General features: G+C 48.9%; 10 protein-coding genes, 1 tRNA gene and 2 pseudogenes. 5 read left to right on the top strand and 8 right to left on the bottom strand.

Features of this window, described 5'->3' with window-relative positions; genetic code table 11:
• Positions 1 to 105: 105 nt before the first annotated feature.
• The 5 genes and pseudogenes from ygeA to ACJHYW_RS24565 form a co-directional block, all read right to left on the bottom strand.
• Positions 106 to 687, bottom strand: a pseudogene (gene ygeA, locus ACJHYW_RS24585) (amino acid racemase); the annotation flags it as partial.
• A gap of 128 nt (positions 688 to 815) precedes the next feature.
• A complete protein-coding gene (gene araE / locus ACJHYW_RS24580; RefSeq protein ID WP_000256438.1) occupies positions 816 to 2,234 on the bottom strand; it encodes an arabinose-proton symporter AraE in 1,419 nt (472 codons plus the stop codon).
• A 314-nt stretch (positions 2,235 to 2,548) separates the two neighbouring features.
• Complete coding sequence (gene kduD, locus ACJHYW_RS24575; protein ID WP_000603518.1) at positions 2,549 to 3,310, bottom strand: 2-dehydro-3-deoxy-D-gluconate 5-dehydrogenase KduD; 762 nt, start codon at positions 3,308 to 3,310, stop codon at positions 2,549 to 2,551.
• A 29-nt stretch (positions 3,311 to 3,339) separates the two neighbouring features.
• Entirely contained in the window at positions 3,340 to 4,176 is an 837-nt protein-coding gene (kduI, locus tag ACJHYW_RS24570) for a 5-dehydro-4-deoxy-D-glucuronate isomerase (protein WP_000383251.1), read from the bottom strand.
• 286 nt (positions 4,177 to 4,462) lie between these two features.
• On the bottom strand, positions 4,463 to 5,644 hold the full coding sequence (locus ACJHYW_RS24565; RefSeq protein ID WP_000656025.1) for an acetyl-CoA C-acetyltransferase: 1,182 nt from the start codon (positions 5,642 to 5,644) through the stop codon (positions 4,463 to 4,465).
• Positions 5,645 to 5,898: 254 nt separating this feature from the next.
• On the opposite strand from ACJHYW_RS24565, the gene ACJHYW_RS24560 reads away from it, so the two are divergent.
• Complete coding sequence (locus ACJHYW_RS24560) at positions 5,899 to 7,128, top strand: amino acid permease (RefSeq protein ID WP_000065950.1); 1,230 nt, start codon at positions 5,899 to 5,901, stop codon at positions 7,126 to 7,128.
• A gap of 315 nt (positions 7,129 to 7,443) precedes the next feature.
• Here ACJHYW_RS24560 and ACJHYW_RS24555 read toward each other — a convergent pair.
• Both ACJHYW_RS24555 and actS read right to left on the bottom strand, forming a co-directional pair.
• Positions 7,444 to 7,517 (bottom strand) — tRNA-Gly (locus tag ACJHYW_RS24555).
• Between the two features lie 78 nt (positions 7,518 to 7,595).
• Complete coding sequence (gene actS / locus ACJHYW_RS24550) at positions 7,596 to 8,351, bottom strand: amidase activator ActS (RefSeq protein ID WP_001272558.1); 756 nt, start codon at positions 8,349 to 8,351, stop codon at positions 7,596 to 7,598.
• A gap of 413 nt (positions 8,352 to 8,764) precedes the next feature.
• On the opposite strand from actS, the gene xdhA reads away from it, so the two are divergent.
• The 3 genes from xdhA to xdhC are packed head-to-tail and all read left to right on the top strand — an operon-like array spanning position 8,765 to position 12,427.
• A complete protein-coding gene (gene xdhA, locus ACJHYW_RS24545) occupies positions 8,765 to 11,062 on the top strand; it encodes a xanthine dehydrogenase molybdenum-binding subunit XdhA (protein ID WP_000388181.1) in 2,298 nt (765 codons plus the stop codon).
• Between the two features lie 10 nt (positions 11,063 to 11,072).
• A complete protein-coding gene (gene xdhB / locus ACJHYW_RS24540) occupies positions 11,073 to 11,951 on the top strand; it encodes a xanthine dehydrogenase FAD-binding subunit XdhB (RefSeq protein WP_000459216.1) in 879 nt (292 codons plus the stop codon).
• Entirely contained in the window at positions 11,948 to 12,427 is a 480-nt protein-coding gene (gene xdhC / locus ACJHYW_RS24535; protein WP_001016595.1) for a xanthine dehydrogenase iron sulfur-binding subunit XdhC, read from the top strand. Before xdhB ends, xdhC begins: the two co-directional genes overlap by 4 nt.
• 39 nt (positions 12,428 to 12,466) lie before the next feature.
• Here the strand turns inward: xdhC and ACJHYW_RS24530 are convergent.
• Positions 12,467 to 13,642 (bottom strand): annotated as a pseudogene (locus ACJHYW_RS24530) (sigma-54 interaction domain-containing protein); the annotation flags it as partial.
• Positions 13,643 to 13,698: 56 nt separating this feature from the next.
• On the opposite strand from ACJHYW_RS24530, the gene ACJHYW_RS24525 reads away from it, so the two are divergent.
• Positions 13,699 to 13,753: IS1 family transposase (locus tag ACJHYW_RS24525; protein ID WP_129692851.1), on the top strand; the 55-nt coding region annotated here is incomplete at its 3' end.

The following is a 13,753-nucleotide window of genomic DNA, read 5'->3' as shown; positions in this document are numbered from 1 at the left end:
AGATCAAGAGCCTGTCCAATGTGCATAAAAAAATCCGGAAACAAGTGAGCGTTTCCGGATTCTTACACAGCCACTGGATCGGTCAACTGATCCTTAACTGATCGGCATTACGCCCTGTGCGCCCTGTTCTGCAAGGCGAGCAATCACTTGCGCATAATAAGCGCGTGACGCTTCGGTAAATTGCCCCAGACACAGTTCTTCAAAAATAATCTGATTAATTTTCGCCCGTTCATCCGCTTCAGGAATAAGACAGTTGATGGAAAATTGTTCCGTCAGCCGCCCGCGATAAAAATCCTGTTCCATGGTGTAACGCGTACCCAGCAGCGCCACACGAGTCATTCCTGCCCCGGTAATTGCACGTCCAGTGGCATCCGCTATATGTAAGAAAGGCAGAGAGCAACGAGACTCAATGGCATCCGCCACTTTGTGCATCGTATTGGTACATAACACAATGCCTTCTGCGCCCGCCCGCTGTAAGCCAAGCGCCGCCTCAGCCAGAATATCCCCGGTTTTGTCCCACTCACCGCGACGCTGGCACTCTTCTATTTCATGAAAATCGACGCTATGTAGCAGCACTTGCGCAGAGTGAAGCCCACCAAGCCGCTGTTTAATGCCTTCATTTATCAGACGATAGTAAGGAATAGTGGATTCCCAGCTCATTCCTCCCAGCAAACCAATTGTTTTCATTCCTCTCTCCTGATGTGTGTTACCGCAACAAGGCTGAATAAGGAACGAGACAAACGCCTCAACGGCCAGGTGCCTAATCTCTATTAACGAAAAAAGGGCCGGATGTACAGCACATCCGGCCCGTGAAATCAGACGCCGATATTTCTCAACTTTTCGCCTGCCATCAGTTTGCGCTCGATATGTTCCAGCGTGACATTTTTGGTTTCCGGAATGAGCCAGAAAGTAATGCCCACAAACGCAATGTTCAACGCAGTGTAGAGCCAGAACGTACCGGCAGCGCCAATGCTATCAAGCAGTGTCAGGAAGGTCGCGCCGATAATCATATTCGACACCCAGTTTGTCGTCGTCGAACAGGTGATGCCAAAATCGCGGCATTTCAGCGGCTGAATCTCAGAGCACAGGATCCACACCACTGGCGCGGCGCTCATCGCATAACCGGCAATACACATCATCGTCATGCCAACAGAGAGCCAGGACAAGCCACTGGAAGCCGTACCGTTATCAAACTGCATCAGGCAGTAACCCAGCACCAGAGTGCCTAACGCCATCACGCTGAAACCAATTTTCAGAGCCGGTTTACGCCCTGCTTTATCTACCGTAAAGACCGCAATGAAGGTGGCGAACATAAAGGTCAGCCCCACGACCAGAGTCGCAATCATCTGTTGTTCTGTGGTCGTAAAGCCCGCCATTTTGAAGATACGCGGCGCGTAGTACATGATGATGTTCATACCGGTAAACTGCTGCATCGCCTGCAACAACATACCGAGAAACACAGCACGACGGACGTTACGGTTGATCTTAAACAGTGCCCAACCGCCCTGTTTTAACTTCAGGCTTTCACGAATTTCGTTGAGTTCTTCTCGCGCTTTTTCCGACGTATCGCGCAGCATACGCAATACTTCTTCCGCCTCAATATGACGCCCCTTTTCCGCCAGCCAGCGCGGGCTATTTGGCAGGAAGACCACCAGAATAATCAGCAGAACTGCTGGTAAAGCAAGAACCCCCAACATTGCGCGCCAGTTACCGCTATAACTGAACGCTGTATCGGATAAAAACGCCAGCACGATGCCGAGAGTGACCATCAACTGGTACATGCTGATCATCTTACCGCGAACGTTTTCACTTGCCATTTCAGAAAGATACAGAGGAGCGGTGTAAGACGCGATCCCGACAGCAATGCCCAACACCACACGAGCGGCGATTAACATCTCTACGCTGGTCGCAAAAGCGGACCCTATCGAACCGAGTACAAACAGGATGGCCCCCGCCATCAGGCTGTATTTACGCCCCAGGCGGAACGACAGCCAACCATTAAACAGCGCACCAATTGCTGCGCCGAGCATCATGCTACTGACCACCCATTCCTGCAAACGACTGGTCAGTACAAAGTGATCGGTAATGAACGGCAACGCTCCGGCGATTACGCCGATATCAAGACCAAATAACAATCCTGCGACCGCAGCAGCTACCGAAACAAACATATTCATACGCCGCGTATCCCGCAAAGAACGTGGCGTTAAAGCAGATTCCGTATTGATAGTAACCATTTTTTCCTGCCAGCAGAGAGTAAGACATAGTGAAAAAATACGTGAACAATTCACACAGGTGTCAGGTCGGAAATAGCATAAATATGGATTAAATTGCTGCGACATGTCGTTATGTGATGGATATTCCAATTTTCAAATTAAGTTGAATTATTGAGATTATTATTAACCAACTAATTTTAAAGCAGATAAAATTCATAAAGTTCATTAATTGATAATTGATATGGATTATTTCATAACCATGATATGGATTATGATGATCTACAGGTATAAAAAACCCTGCCATGCGGCAGGGTCATAAAAGTAAGAAGAATGGATTAACGAGCCAGCCAACCGCCATCCACGGCAATGGTATAACCATTCACATAATCTGAAGCACTGGAGGCAAGAAACACTACCGGCCCCATCAGGTCACTCGGCAGTCCCCAACGGCCAGCTGGAATGCGGTCGAGAATTTCCGCGCTACGTTGTTCATCTGCCCGTAGTTGTTGAGTATTGTTGGTCGCCATGTAACCCGGAGCTATCGCATTAACATTAATGTTGTGTTTAGCCCATTCATTCGCCATCAATCGCGTCACGCCCATCACGCCGCTTTTTGATGCGGTATAAGAAGGCACACGGATCCCGCCCTGGAAGGAGAGCATTGACGCGATATTGATAATCTTGCCGCCATTGCCTTGCGCGATAAAGTGTTTCGCCGCTGCCTGAGACATGAAGAATACGCTCTTGATATTCAGGTTCATGACATCGTCCCAGTCTTTTTCGCTGAACTCGAGAGCGTCTTCGCGGCGAATCAATCCGGCGTTATTCACCAGGATATCAATATGACCAAACTCCGCTACCGCGCGATCCAGCAGTGCTGGAATGCCATCAATCTTTCGCAGATCGGCGGTCAGGCTTAAAAAACGACGCCCCAGCGCCGTGACCTGCTTGATGGTTTCAGTCGGTTCAACGATGTTAATGCCAACAATGTCACAGCCCGCTTGCGCCAGCCCCAACGCCATCCCCTGGCCCAGCCCAGTATCACAACCAGTGACGACCGCAACTTTACCTTCGAGAGAAAATGCACTTAAAATCATAACAATACCTTATTCGTTTATGCCCACAACTAGCGCAAATCTTTAACGGCCACATGGTCCATATCATCAAAAACCTGGTTTTCACCGACCATGCCCCAGATAAAGGTATAAGCTTTGGTTCCGACGCCGGAATGGATCGACCAGCTCGGGGAGATCACCGCCTGCTCGTTATGCATCACAATATGACGCGTTTCTTGCGGCTGCCCCATCATGTGGAAAACGCAGGCGTCATCATCCATATTGAAATAGAAATAAACTTCCATCCGGCGCTCGTGGGTGTGACACGGCATGGTGTTCCACAAGTTACCTGGAGCCAGCTCCGTCAGCCCCATACTCAATTGGCAGGTTTCCAGCACATCCGGGACAAAATATTTGTTAATCGTGCGACGGTTACTGGTGAGGTTATCGCCTAACGTGACTGGAGATACTTCGTCTGGTGTGACTTTTTTGGTGGGATACGTCGTATGCGCAGGTGCGCAATTGTAATAAAACTTCGCCGGAGTAGCGGTATCAATACTGGCAAAGACAACTTCTTTTGCGCCTTTACCAACATACAGGGCTTCGCGGTGACCGATTTCATAGCATTGACCATCGACGGTAATCGTACCGGCACCGCCAATATTGATAACACCTAACTCGCGACGTTCCAGGAAATAGCTTACCCCGAGTTGTTTACCAACTTCCCCGCCAACGGAAACCGTTTTAGTTACCGGCATAATGCCGCCAACAATAATACGGTCAATGTGGCTGTAAACCATGGTGTACTCATCGGCGACAAATACCTTTTCAACCAAAAATTCATTGCGCAACCCCTGGGTATCCAGCGTTTTTGCATGCGCACTGTGGATGCTCTGTCTTACGTCCACATCAACCTCCGATAATCAGTGAAGCGTGAAAATAGAAAACGATAGTGAAACGCTGTTTCGTTTTCTCTATAAGGGGATGATATGCCCACGGGATAGGGTTTTCAATTAAAAATAAAACAATGTTTCATTTTTAAGGTAAAGACTGAAAAAAGTGCAGTGTCGATCACGAATATGTCATGGGAATGGAAAAATCAGGGAGCCCTGAAAATGTATGTCGACTCGCCAGCCACCATTATTCAACAGATTAATGACGGCTGATATTTATCGGTAAGGAGGAAATGCAGAGCTATTCGTCACGTTCAATGGTCAATGCCACGCCCTGGCCCCCGCCGATACAAAGCGTAGCCAGTCCTTTGCGGGCATTACGTTTCACCATTTCATGAACCAGAGAAACCAGGATTCGGCAACCGGACGCGCCTATTGGGTGACCGAGCGCGATCGCACCACCATTAACATTGACCCGACGCTCATCCCATTCAAGCATCTTGCCAACCGAAAGCGCCTGAGCAGCAAACGCTTCATTAGCCTCAATAAGATCGACATCAGCCAACTGCCAGCCGACACGTTCCAGGCAACGGCGTGTCGCATACACCGGCGCAATTCCCATTAATGCCGGATCTACACCAACGCTGGCAAATGCGCGAATGCGGGCAAGCACGGGTAAATTCAACGCTCGCGCTTTGGCTTCGCTCATCATCATTACCGCAGCTGCGCCATCGTTTATGGATGATGCATTACCCGCTGTCACAGAACCGAGACTATCAAATGAAGGATTTAAACGGGCCAAGCCTTCTGCACTGGCGTCAGTGCGTGGCTGTTCATCGGTATCAACAACCAACGCCTGACCGTTACTTTGGGTCATTACCGGGACGATTTCATCTTTAAATCGTCCGGCGTCAATCGCCGCTCGCGCTTTTTGTTGCGAGCTAAGTGCGTAAGCATCCTGCAACTGACGGCTGATGCCATATTCGCGAGCCAGATTTTCGGCGGTGACACCAATATGATAATCATTGAAGGCATCCCACAAGCCGTCATGCACCAGACTATCAACCAACTGGCTATTGCCAAGCTGTGCACCGGTGCGGCTATCAGTCAGAACGTGTGGTGCGCGGCTCATGTTTTCCTGGCCACCGGCGATGACAATATCCGCCTCGCCACACTGGATCGCCTGAGTAGCCAGATGCAGTGCTTTAAGCCCGGAACCGCAAACGTCATTAATAGTGATTGCAGAAACGCTGTTAGGAAGACCACCTTTAATAGCCGATTGCCTTGCCGGATTCTGCCCTGCCCCTGCAGTCAACACCTGACCAAGAATTACTTCATCCACCGCATATGCAGGAACGCCGGTACGTTCTATTAACGCTTTCACGACCAGGCTGCCAAGTTCCACAGCGGAATGACCCGCTAACGCACCACGAAAGCAGCCGATAGGTGTCCGTAACGCCCCGACAATCACAACGTCTTTCATCACAACCTCGCACCAATTAACAGTGCAATAGTAAATGATTGTTAATTACAGTTATCTTAATTGTTTAAAAAAAGTGACTATTATCACAAAGGAAATACGCCTGAGTAGCAGTCAGAGACATAACTGGCACGTAAGGTTTGCAACCACTAACCCACCAATAGAGAGGTAGATAGGGCGTTAATCTCCCATACTTAACCTGGTTTATGGTAAATTGCCCTCCATTTTGTTTAATTTGTAGATGATACGTTCAGATAATGTCTAATATTTGGTCAAAAGAAGAAACTCTGTGGAGTTTCGCGCTCTACGGCACAGCCGTTGGTGCAGGCACGCTCTTCCTTCCTATTCAGTTAGGTTCGGCAGGGGCTGTGGTCCTGTTTATTACTGCTCTGGTCGCCTGGCCTTTAACATATTGGCCACATAAAGCCTTATGCCAGTTCATCCTCTCATCAAAAACATCAGCAGGTGAAGGGATAACGGGCGCGGTAACACACTACTATGGCAAGAAGATTGGTAATCTGATTACCACGCTGTACTTCATCGCCTTTTTTGTCGTCGTGTTGATATATGCAGTGGCAATTACCAACTCACTTACGGAACAGCTGGCAAAGCATATGGTTATTGATCTTCGCATCCGTATGTTGGTGAGTCTGGGGGTTGTATTAATCCTGAATCTCATTTTTCTGATGGGACGCCATGCAACCATTCGGGTAATGGGATTTTTGGTATTCCCATTGATTGCCTATTTCTTATTTCTTTCTATTTACCTGGTCGGTAGTTGGCAACCTGATCTATTAACAACCCAGGTAGAGTTCAATCAGAATACCCTTCACCAGATATGGATATCGATTCCCGTGATGGTTTTCGCTTTTAGCCATACGCCCATTATTTCTACGTTTGCCATAGACAGACGTGAAAAATATGGCGAACATGCTATGGATAAATGCAAAAAAATTATGAAAGTCGCTTATCTCATCATCTGCATAAGTGTATTGTTCTTTGTCTTTAGCTGCCTGCTTTCTATTCCACCTTCGTATATTGAAGCGGCTAAAGAAGAAGGGGTTACCATTTTATCGGCGCTTTCTATGCTGCCGAACGCCCCAGCATGGTTATCAATTTCCGGGATTATTGTCGCAGTAGTTGCGATGTCGAAATCATTCCTGGGTACGTACTTTGGCGTTATTGAAGGTGCCACAGAGGTCGTCAAAACAACATTACAGCAGGTTGGTGTAAAGAAAAGTCGTGCATTTAACCGCGCACTATCAATTATGTTGGTATCGCTGATTACCTTCATTGTTTGTTGCATTAACCCGAACGCGATTTCGATGATTTACGCGATCAGCGGCCCGCTCATTGCCATGATACTTTTCATCATGCCTACGCTGTCAACGTATCTCATCCCGGCGCTTAAACCCTGGCGTTCCATCGGAAATCTGATTACGCTGATCGTGGGTATCCTGTGCGTATCGGTAATGTTCTTTAGCTAATATCCGTTGTGGATGGTTCAAAATTGCTTCAATTTTGAACCATCCCAGTTTTCATAATGTTCATTTGTTATTATTCCGCCCTATCACTTCTCTCGTAATATTATATAATTATCAGCTAGTTAAACACACAAAGAGTTCTGAACATCTTAAATAAGACTATTTAAGATACATGACGATTGCATTGCGTAAACGCTTTTTATTTACAAAAAATGGGGAAGTATTACGGCGATTGCGAAAAGTCTGAAGCGCTTGAATTAAGATAATATAGAAAATCAGATACAACAAAAATGGCAGGTAGATGATGTGAAGATAAATTGGAGCGGGCGAAGGGAATCGAACCCTCGTATAGAGCTTGGGAAGCTCTCGTTCTACCATTGAACTACGCCCGCTTCGAGATGCGTAAGGCATTATAAACCTTACGCTCTCCTTAGCAAGTACCACGCTGCTGACTGCTGATTAATTCACCATCAGCATTTTGGCTTGCTGCCCTGAGGCGGCAAGTAACGTAGCGGATCAATTGCCGTTGCACGGTAACGAATCTGGAAATGCAGGCGAACAGATGCCGCATCAGTGCTCCCCATAGTGGCGATTTTTTGCCCAGCTTTCACGCTTTGCCCATTATTTACCAGCATCGTGTCATTATGAGCGTAAGCCGTAATGTAATCTTCACTGTGTTTAATCATGATGAGATTACCGTAGCCACGCAGCTGGTTACCCACATACACCACCTTTCCTGCACCCGCGGCGTAAATAGGTGTACCTCGTGGAGCTGAGATATCAATCCCTTTATTGCCGCCATCTGCTGTCGAATACGGCATGATAACTTTCCCTGTCGTTGGCCATAACCAACAACGTTGCCCTACTGGCGGCCAGGAAGATTTCGGTACCGCTGATGACGGTGTAACCGATGCGGTTTTGGTCGTTGATTTGGCGGTTGATTTACGTGTACTACTGCTACTTTTCGCCCCACCCAGTTTTAGTTTCTGACCTACTTCAATGGTGTAAGGGGGGGAAATGCCGTTCAGTCGCGCCAGTTCTTTTACGCTGGTTCCCGTGGTGCGCGAAATACGATATAGCGTATCCCCCCGTTTCACGGTGTAAACGGAGCCGGAATACGTTCCTGTATCGGATGATTTGCTACCCGAACAGCCCGCCAAAAGCAGCCCAACCGATAACAACATCACGATACCCAGAGATTTTTTATTCAGGCGTCCCGCACTCAAAATCTTTCCTCGCTTAAAAAACAAGACGCCATATCATAGCAGCCAGCCTCTTGATACCCAATCTCTTGCTTCTGGAAAAACGATGTAATAGAGAAAGAGGTTAATTTCATTTGGCAAAGGGAAGTATCATCAGCAAAATATTTGCTGTAGTGGTATCGAAGTTCCTGACTTTTACCCTATTTCCCACCTTGATGCGTAATAATCCTAATTTATCACATTGATTTTATCGCCACTCATATTGATACGTATCACTGTCCCTATTCAGAGTCCTGTTTCATATCATATCTGTGTTTTTTTAACGTCATCACACTTCCTTCCTCCCCTCACGCATATAGTCGTTTCTGGCGTAATTCTTGCCTGCTAAGACTAAATCTTTGCCATAAGAACCAAATGTTCAAACCGAGGGGATTTCTATGGAAGCGCGGGAAGCAACCGCTACGGGTGAATCATGCATGCGCGTCGATGCCATTGCTAAGGTCACCGGGCGGGCACGATATACTGACGATTATGTTATGGCGGGCATGTGTTACGCGAAATATGTACGTAGTCCTATCGCACATGGTTATGCCGTAAGTATTAATGATGAACAAGCCAGGAGTTTGCCGGGCGTCCTGGCGATTTTTACCTGGGAAGATGTGCCAGAAATCCCATTCGCCACGGCAGGGCATGCCTGGACACTTGACGAAAACAAGCGCGATACCGCCGATCGCGCACTGCTAACTCGCCATGTTCGTCATCATGGCGACGCCGTTGCCATCGTCGTGGCCCGCGATGAACTCACGGCAGAAAAAGCGGCGCAATTGGTCAGCATTGAGTGGCAAGAATTACCCGTTATCACCTCGCCAGAAGCGGCGCTGGCAGAAGACGCTGCACCAATCCATAACGGTGGCAATTTACTGAAACAAAGCACGATGTCGACGGGTAATGTCCAACAAACAATCGATGCCGCCGACTACCAGGTACAGGGGCACTATCAGACTCCCGTTATTCAACATTGTCATATGGAAAGCGTGACATCGCTGGCATGGATGGAGGATGACTCGCGAATTACCATCGTTTCCAGCACCCAGATCCCGCACATTGTTCGCCGCGTGGTTGGTCAGGCGCTGGATATTCCCTGGTCATGCGTACGAGTCATCAAACCGTTTATCGGTGGCGGTTTTGGTAATAAACAGGATGTACTGGAAGAGCCAATGGCGGCATTCCTGACCAGCAAACTTGGCGGCATTCCGGTGAAAGTTTCCCTTAGCCGTGAAGAGTGTTTCCTCGCAACCCGTACCCGCCACGCTTTTACTATTGACGGGCAAATGGGCGTGAACCGCGACGGAACATTGAAAGGTTATAGTCTGGATGTTCTGTCTAACACCGGCGCTTATGCATCTCACGGGCACTCCATTGCTTCTGCTGGGGGGAATAAAGTCGCTTACCTTTATCCTCGTTGTGCCTACGCTTACAGTTCAAAGACCTGCTATACCAACCTCCCCTCGGCTGGTGCGATGCGTGGTTATGGCGCGCCACAAGTCGTATTTGCCGTTGAGTCTATGCTTGATGATGCCGCGACAGCGTTAGGTATTGATCCTGTTGAAATTCGTTTACGCAACGCCGCCCGCGAAGGAGATGCTAATCCGCTCACGGGAAAACGTATTTACAGCGCAGGGTTGCCGGAGTGTCTTGAAAAAGGCCGGAAAATCTTTGAATGGGAAAAACGCCGTGCAGAGTGCCAGAACCAGCAAGGCAATTTACGTCGTGGCGTTGGCGTCGCCTGTTTTAGCTACACCTCTAACACCTGGCCTGTCGGCGTAGAAATAGCAGGCGCGCGCCTGTTGATGAATCAGGATGGAACCATCAACGTGCAAAGCGGCGCGACGGAAATCGGCCAGGGTGCCGACACCGTGTTCTCGCAAATGGTGGCAGAAACCGTGGGAGTTCCGGTCAGCGATGTCCGCGTAATTTCGACACAAGACACCGACGTTACACCATTCGACCCCGGCGCATTTGCCTCACGTCAGAGCTATGTTGCCGCGCCTGCGCTGCGCAGTGCGGCACTGTTATTAAAAGAGAAAATCATCGCTCACGCCGCAGTCATGCTACATCAGTCAGCGATGAATCTGACCCTGATAAAAGGCCATATCGTGCTGGTTGAACGACCGGAAGAGCCGTTAATGTCGTTAAAAGATTTGGCGATGGACGCTTTCTACCACCCTGAACGCGGCGGGCAGCTCTCTGCCGAAAGCTCCATCAAAACCACCACTAACCCACCGGCGTTTGGCTGTACCTTTGTTGATCTGACGGTCGATATTGCACTGTGTAAAGTCACCATCAACCGCATCCTCAACGTTCATGATTCGGGCCATATTCTTAATCCGCTGCTGGCAGAAGGTCAGGTACACGGCGGAATGGGGATGGGCATTGGCTGGGCGCTATTTGAAGAGATGATCATCGATGCGAAAAGCGGCGTGGTCCGTAACCCCAATCTGCTGGATTACAAAATGCCGACCATGCCGGATCTGCCACAACTGGAAAGCGCGTTCGTCGAAATCAATGAGCCGCAATCCGCATACGGACATAAGTCACTGGGTGAGCCACCCATAATTCCTGTAGCCGCTGCTATTCGTAACGCGGTGAAGATGGCTACCGGTGTTGCAATCAATACACTGCCGCTAACGCCAAAACGATTATATGAAGAATTCCATCTGGCAGGATTGATTTGAGGATAACATCATGTTTGATTTTGCTTCTTACCATCGCGCAACCACCCTTGCCGATGCCATCACCCTGCTGGCTGACAATCCGCAGGCCAAATTGCTTGCCGGTGGCACTGACGTACTGATACAGCTTCACCATCACAATGACCGCTATCGCCATATTGTTGATATCCACAATCTGGCAGAGCTTCAGGGAATAACACAGGCGGAAGATGGCGCGCTGCGAATCGGCTCCGCGACAACATTTACTCAGCTCATTGAAGATCCCGTAATCCAACGCAATCTCCCGGCGTTATGTGCTGCGGCTGCATCAATCGCCGGGCCGCAGATCCGTAATGTCGCCACCTACGGCGGAAATATTTGCAACGGTGCCACCAGCGCAGATTCTGCCACGCCAACGCTAATTTATGACGCGAAACTGGAGCTCCACTCCCCACGCGGTGTTCGTTTCGTCCCGATTAATGGCTTTCACACCGGGCCGGGCAAAGTGTCTCTTGAGCATGACGAAATCCTTGTCGCCTTTCATTTTCCGCCACAGCCGAAAGAACACGCGGGCAGCGCACATTTTAAATATGCCATGCGCGACGCAATGGATATTTCAACAATTGGCTGCGCCGCACATTGCCGACTGGATAACGGCAATTTCAGCGAATTACGCCTGGCATTTGGTGTTGCCGCGCCAACGCCGATTCGCTGCCAACATGCCGAACAGACTGCACAAAATGCGCCATTAAACCTGCAAACGCTGGAAGCCATCAGCGAATCAGTCCTGCAAGATGTCGCCCCGCGTTCTTCATGGCGGGCCAGTAAAGAGTTTCGTCTGCATCTCATCCAGACGATGACCAAAAAAGTGATTAGCGAAGCCGTCGCCGCGGCGGGGGGAAAATTGCAATGAATCACAGCGAAACAATTACCATCGAATGCACCATTAACGGGATGCCTTTTCAGCTTCACGCCGCGCCAGGAATGCCGCTTTCGGAACTACTCCGAGAACAAGGGCTTCTTAGTGTCAAACAAGGTTGCTGCGTAGGCGAATGCGGTGCCTGTACGGTGCTGGTCGACGGCACAGCAATAGACAGTTGCTTATTCCTTGCGGCCTGGGCTGAAGGAAAAGAGATCCGCACGCTGGAAGGTGAAGCGAAAGGTGGAAAACTTTCTCATGTCCAACTGGCTTATGCGAAATCCGGCGCAGTGCAATGCGGGTTTTGTACGCCGGGCCTGATTATGGCTACCACGGCGATGCTGGCAAAACCACGCGAAAAACCATTAACCATTACGGAAATTCGTCGTGGACTGGCGGGAAATCTTTGTCGCTGCACGGGGTATCAGATGATTGTAAATACAGTTCTGGATTGCGAGAAAACGAAGTAAAAGGATATCCGGCCTGAATTCAGGCCGGATTCTCAGAGGTTATGTGTTTAACAACTCATATTTCTTAATCTTGCGATAGAGCGTAGCAATGCCGATGCCCAGTTCATCAGCAACTTCCTTCTTGCTGTTATGACGTGAAAGCGCCTCGCGGATCATTTGCTTTTCCATCTCCTCCAGCGCCGTGCCGCCCGCATCATCGAGTGACAGGTGCGCCTCACTGACCTCTGTTACATCACTTTGCTCCGTTGTGCCATTATTCAGCAGATTTGGCGGCAATAGCGTGCTGTCGATAACTTCACCTGAAGGAACAACGTTAACCAGATATTCCATCAAATTGCTTAACTCGCGCAGGTTTCCGGGCCAACGATGCTTACGCAATATTTCGACGACATCAGGAGCAATGCCAGGATAAACCGATCCCAGACGACGGGTATGCAGATGTAAAAAGTAATGCACCAGTAATTCAATATCTTCCTGACGTTCACGCAGCGGTGGAAGAGTTATCGGGATAACATTAAGTCGGTAGAAGAGATCTTCGCGGAATTTACCTTCGGCAATGAACTGGGCCAAATTCTGATTAGTTGCAGAAATGATGCGGATGTCGACTTGTATTGGGCTACTGGCACCAATCGGCAGAATTTCACGCGCCTCAATAGCGCGCAGTAATTTAGCCTGCAACATTAATGGCATATCACCAATTTCATCGAGAAACAGCGTGCCCGTATTCGCCGCCTGAATCAACCCTGTTTTACCGTTGGCAGAAGCGCCAGTAAATGCGCCTTTAACATAACCGAACAGTTCGCTCTCCAGAAGCTGTTCCGGAATCGCGGCACAGTTGATAGCAATAAAGGGTTTATTCCGTCTTCCGCTCAACTTATGGATTGCACGGGCGACGACTTCTTTACCCGTGCCGCTTTCACCAACCACCATAACGCTGGATGGGCTGGGTGCAATACGGCTAATGAGTCGTTTTAATTGCCGCATAACACGGCACTCGCCAACCAATTGTTCAATATGCGGTTCATCAGGTGCATTTGCTACAGAAAAACTGGTATGCGATTGGTGAAACGCCATTAAAAATAGTTGTCGGCCCTGGATGTTATGCAACTGACCAATGATTAATTCACTTTTATCATCCCACGAAACAATATGTTGCATATGACCATGGGTAAAATTACTCTCAAATGTTAATGGTCTGAAACGAACAGGTTTTCCAGGTGATGCTGCCAACTTACTGATTTAGTGTATGATGGTGTTTTTGAGGTGCTCCAGTGGCTTCTGTTTCTATCAGCTGTCCCTCCTGTTCAGCTACTGACGGGGTGGTGC

This window comes from Escherichia sp. WS3063, from assembly GCF_046486595.1.
Taxonomy (GTDB): Bacteria; Pseudomonadota; Gammaproteobacteria; order Enterobacterales; family Enterobacteriaceae; genus Escherichia; species Escherichia coli.
This window is presented reverse-complemented; position numbering and strand designations above follow the sequence as displayed.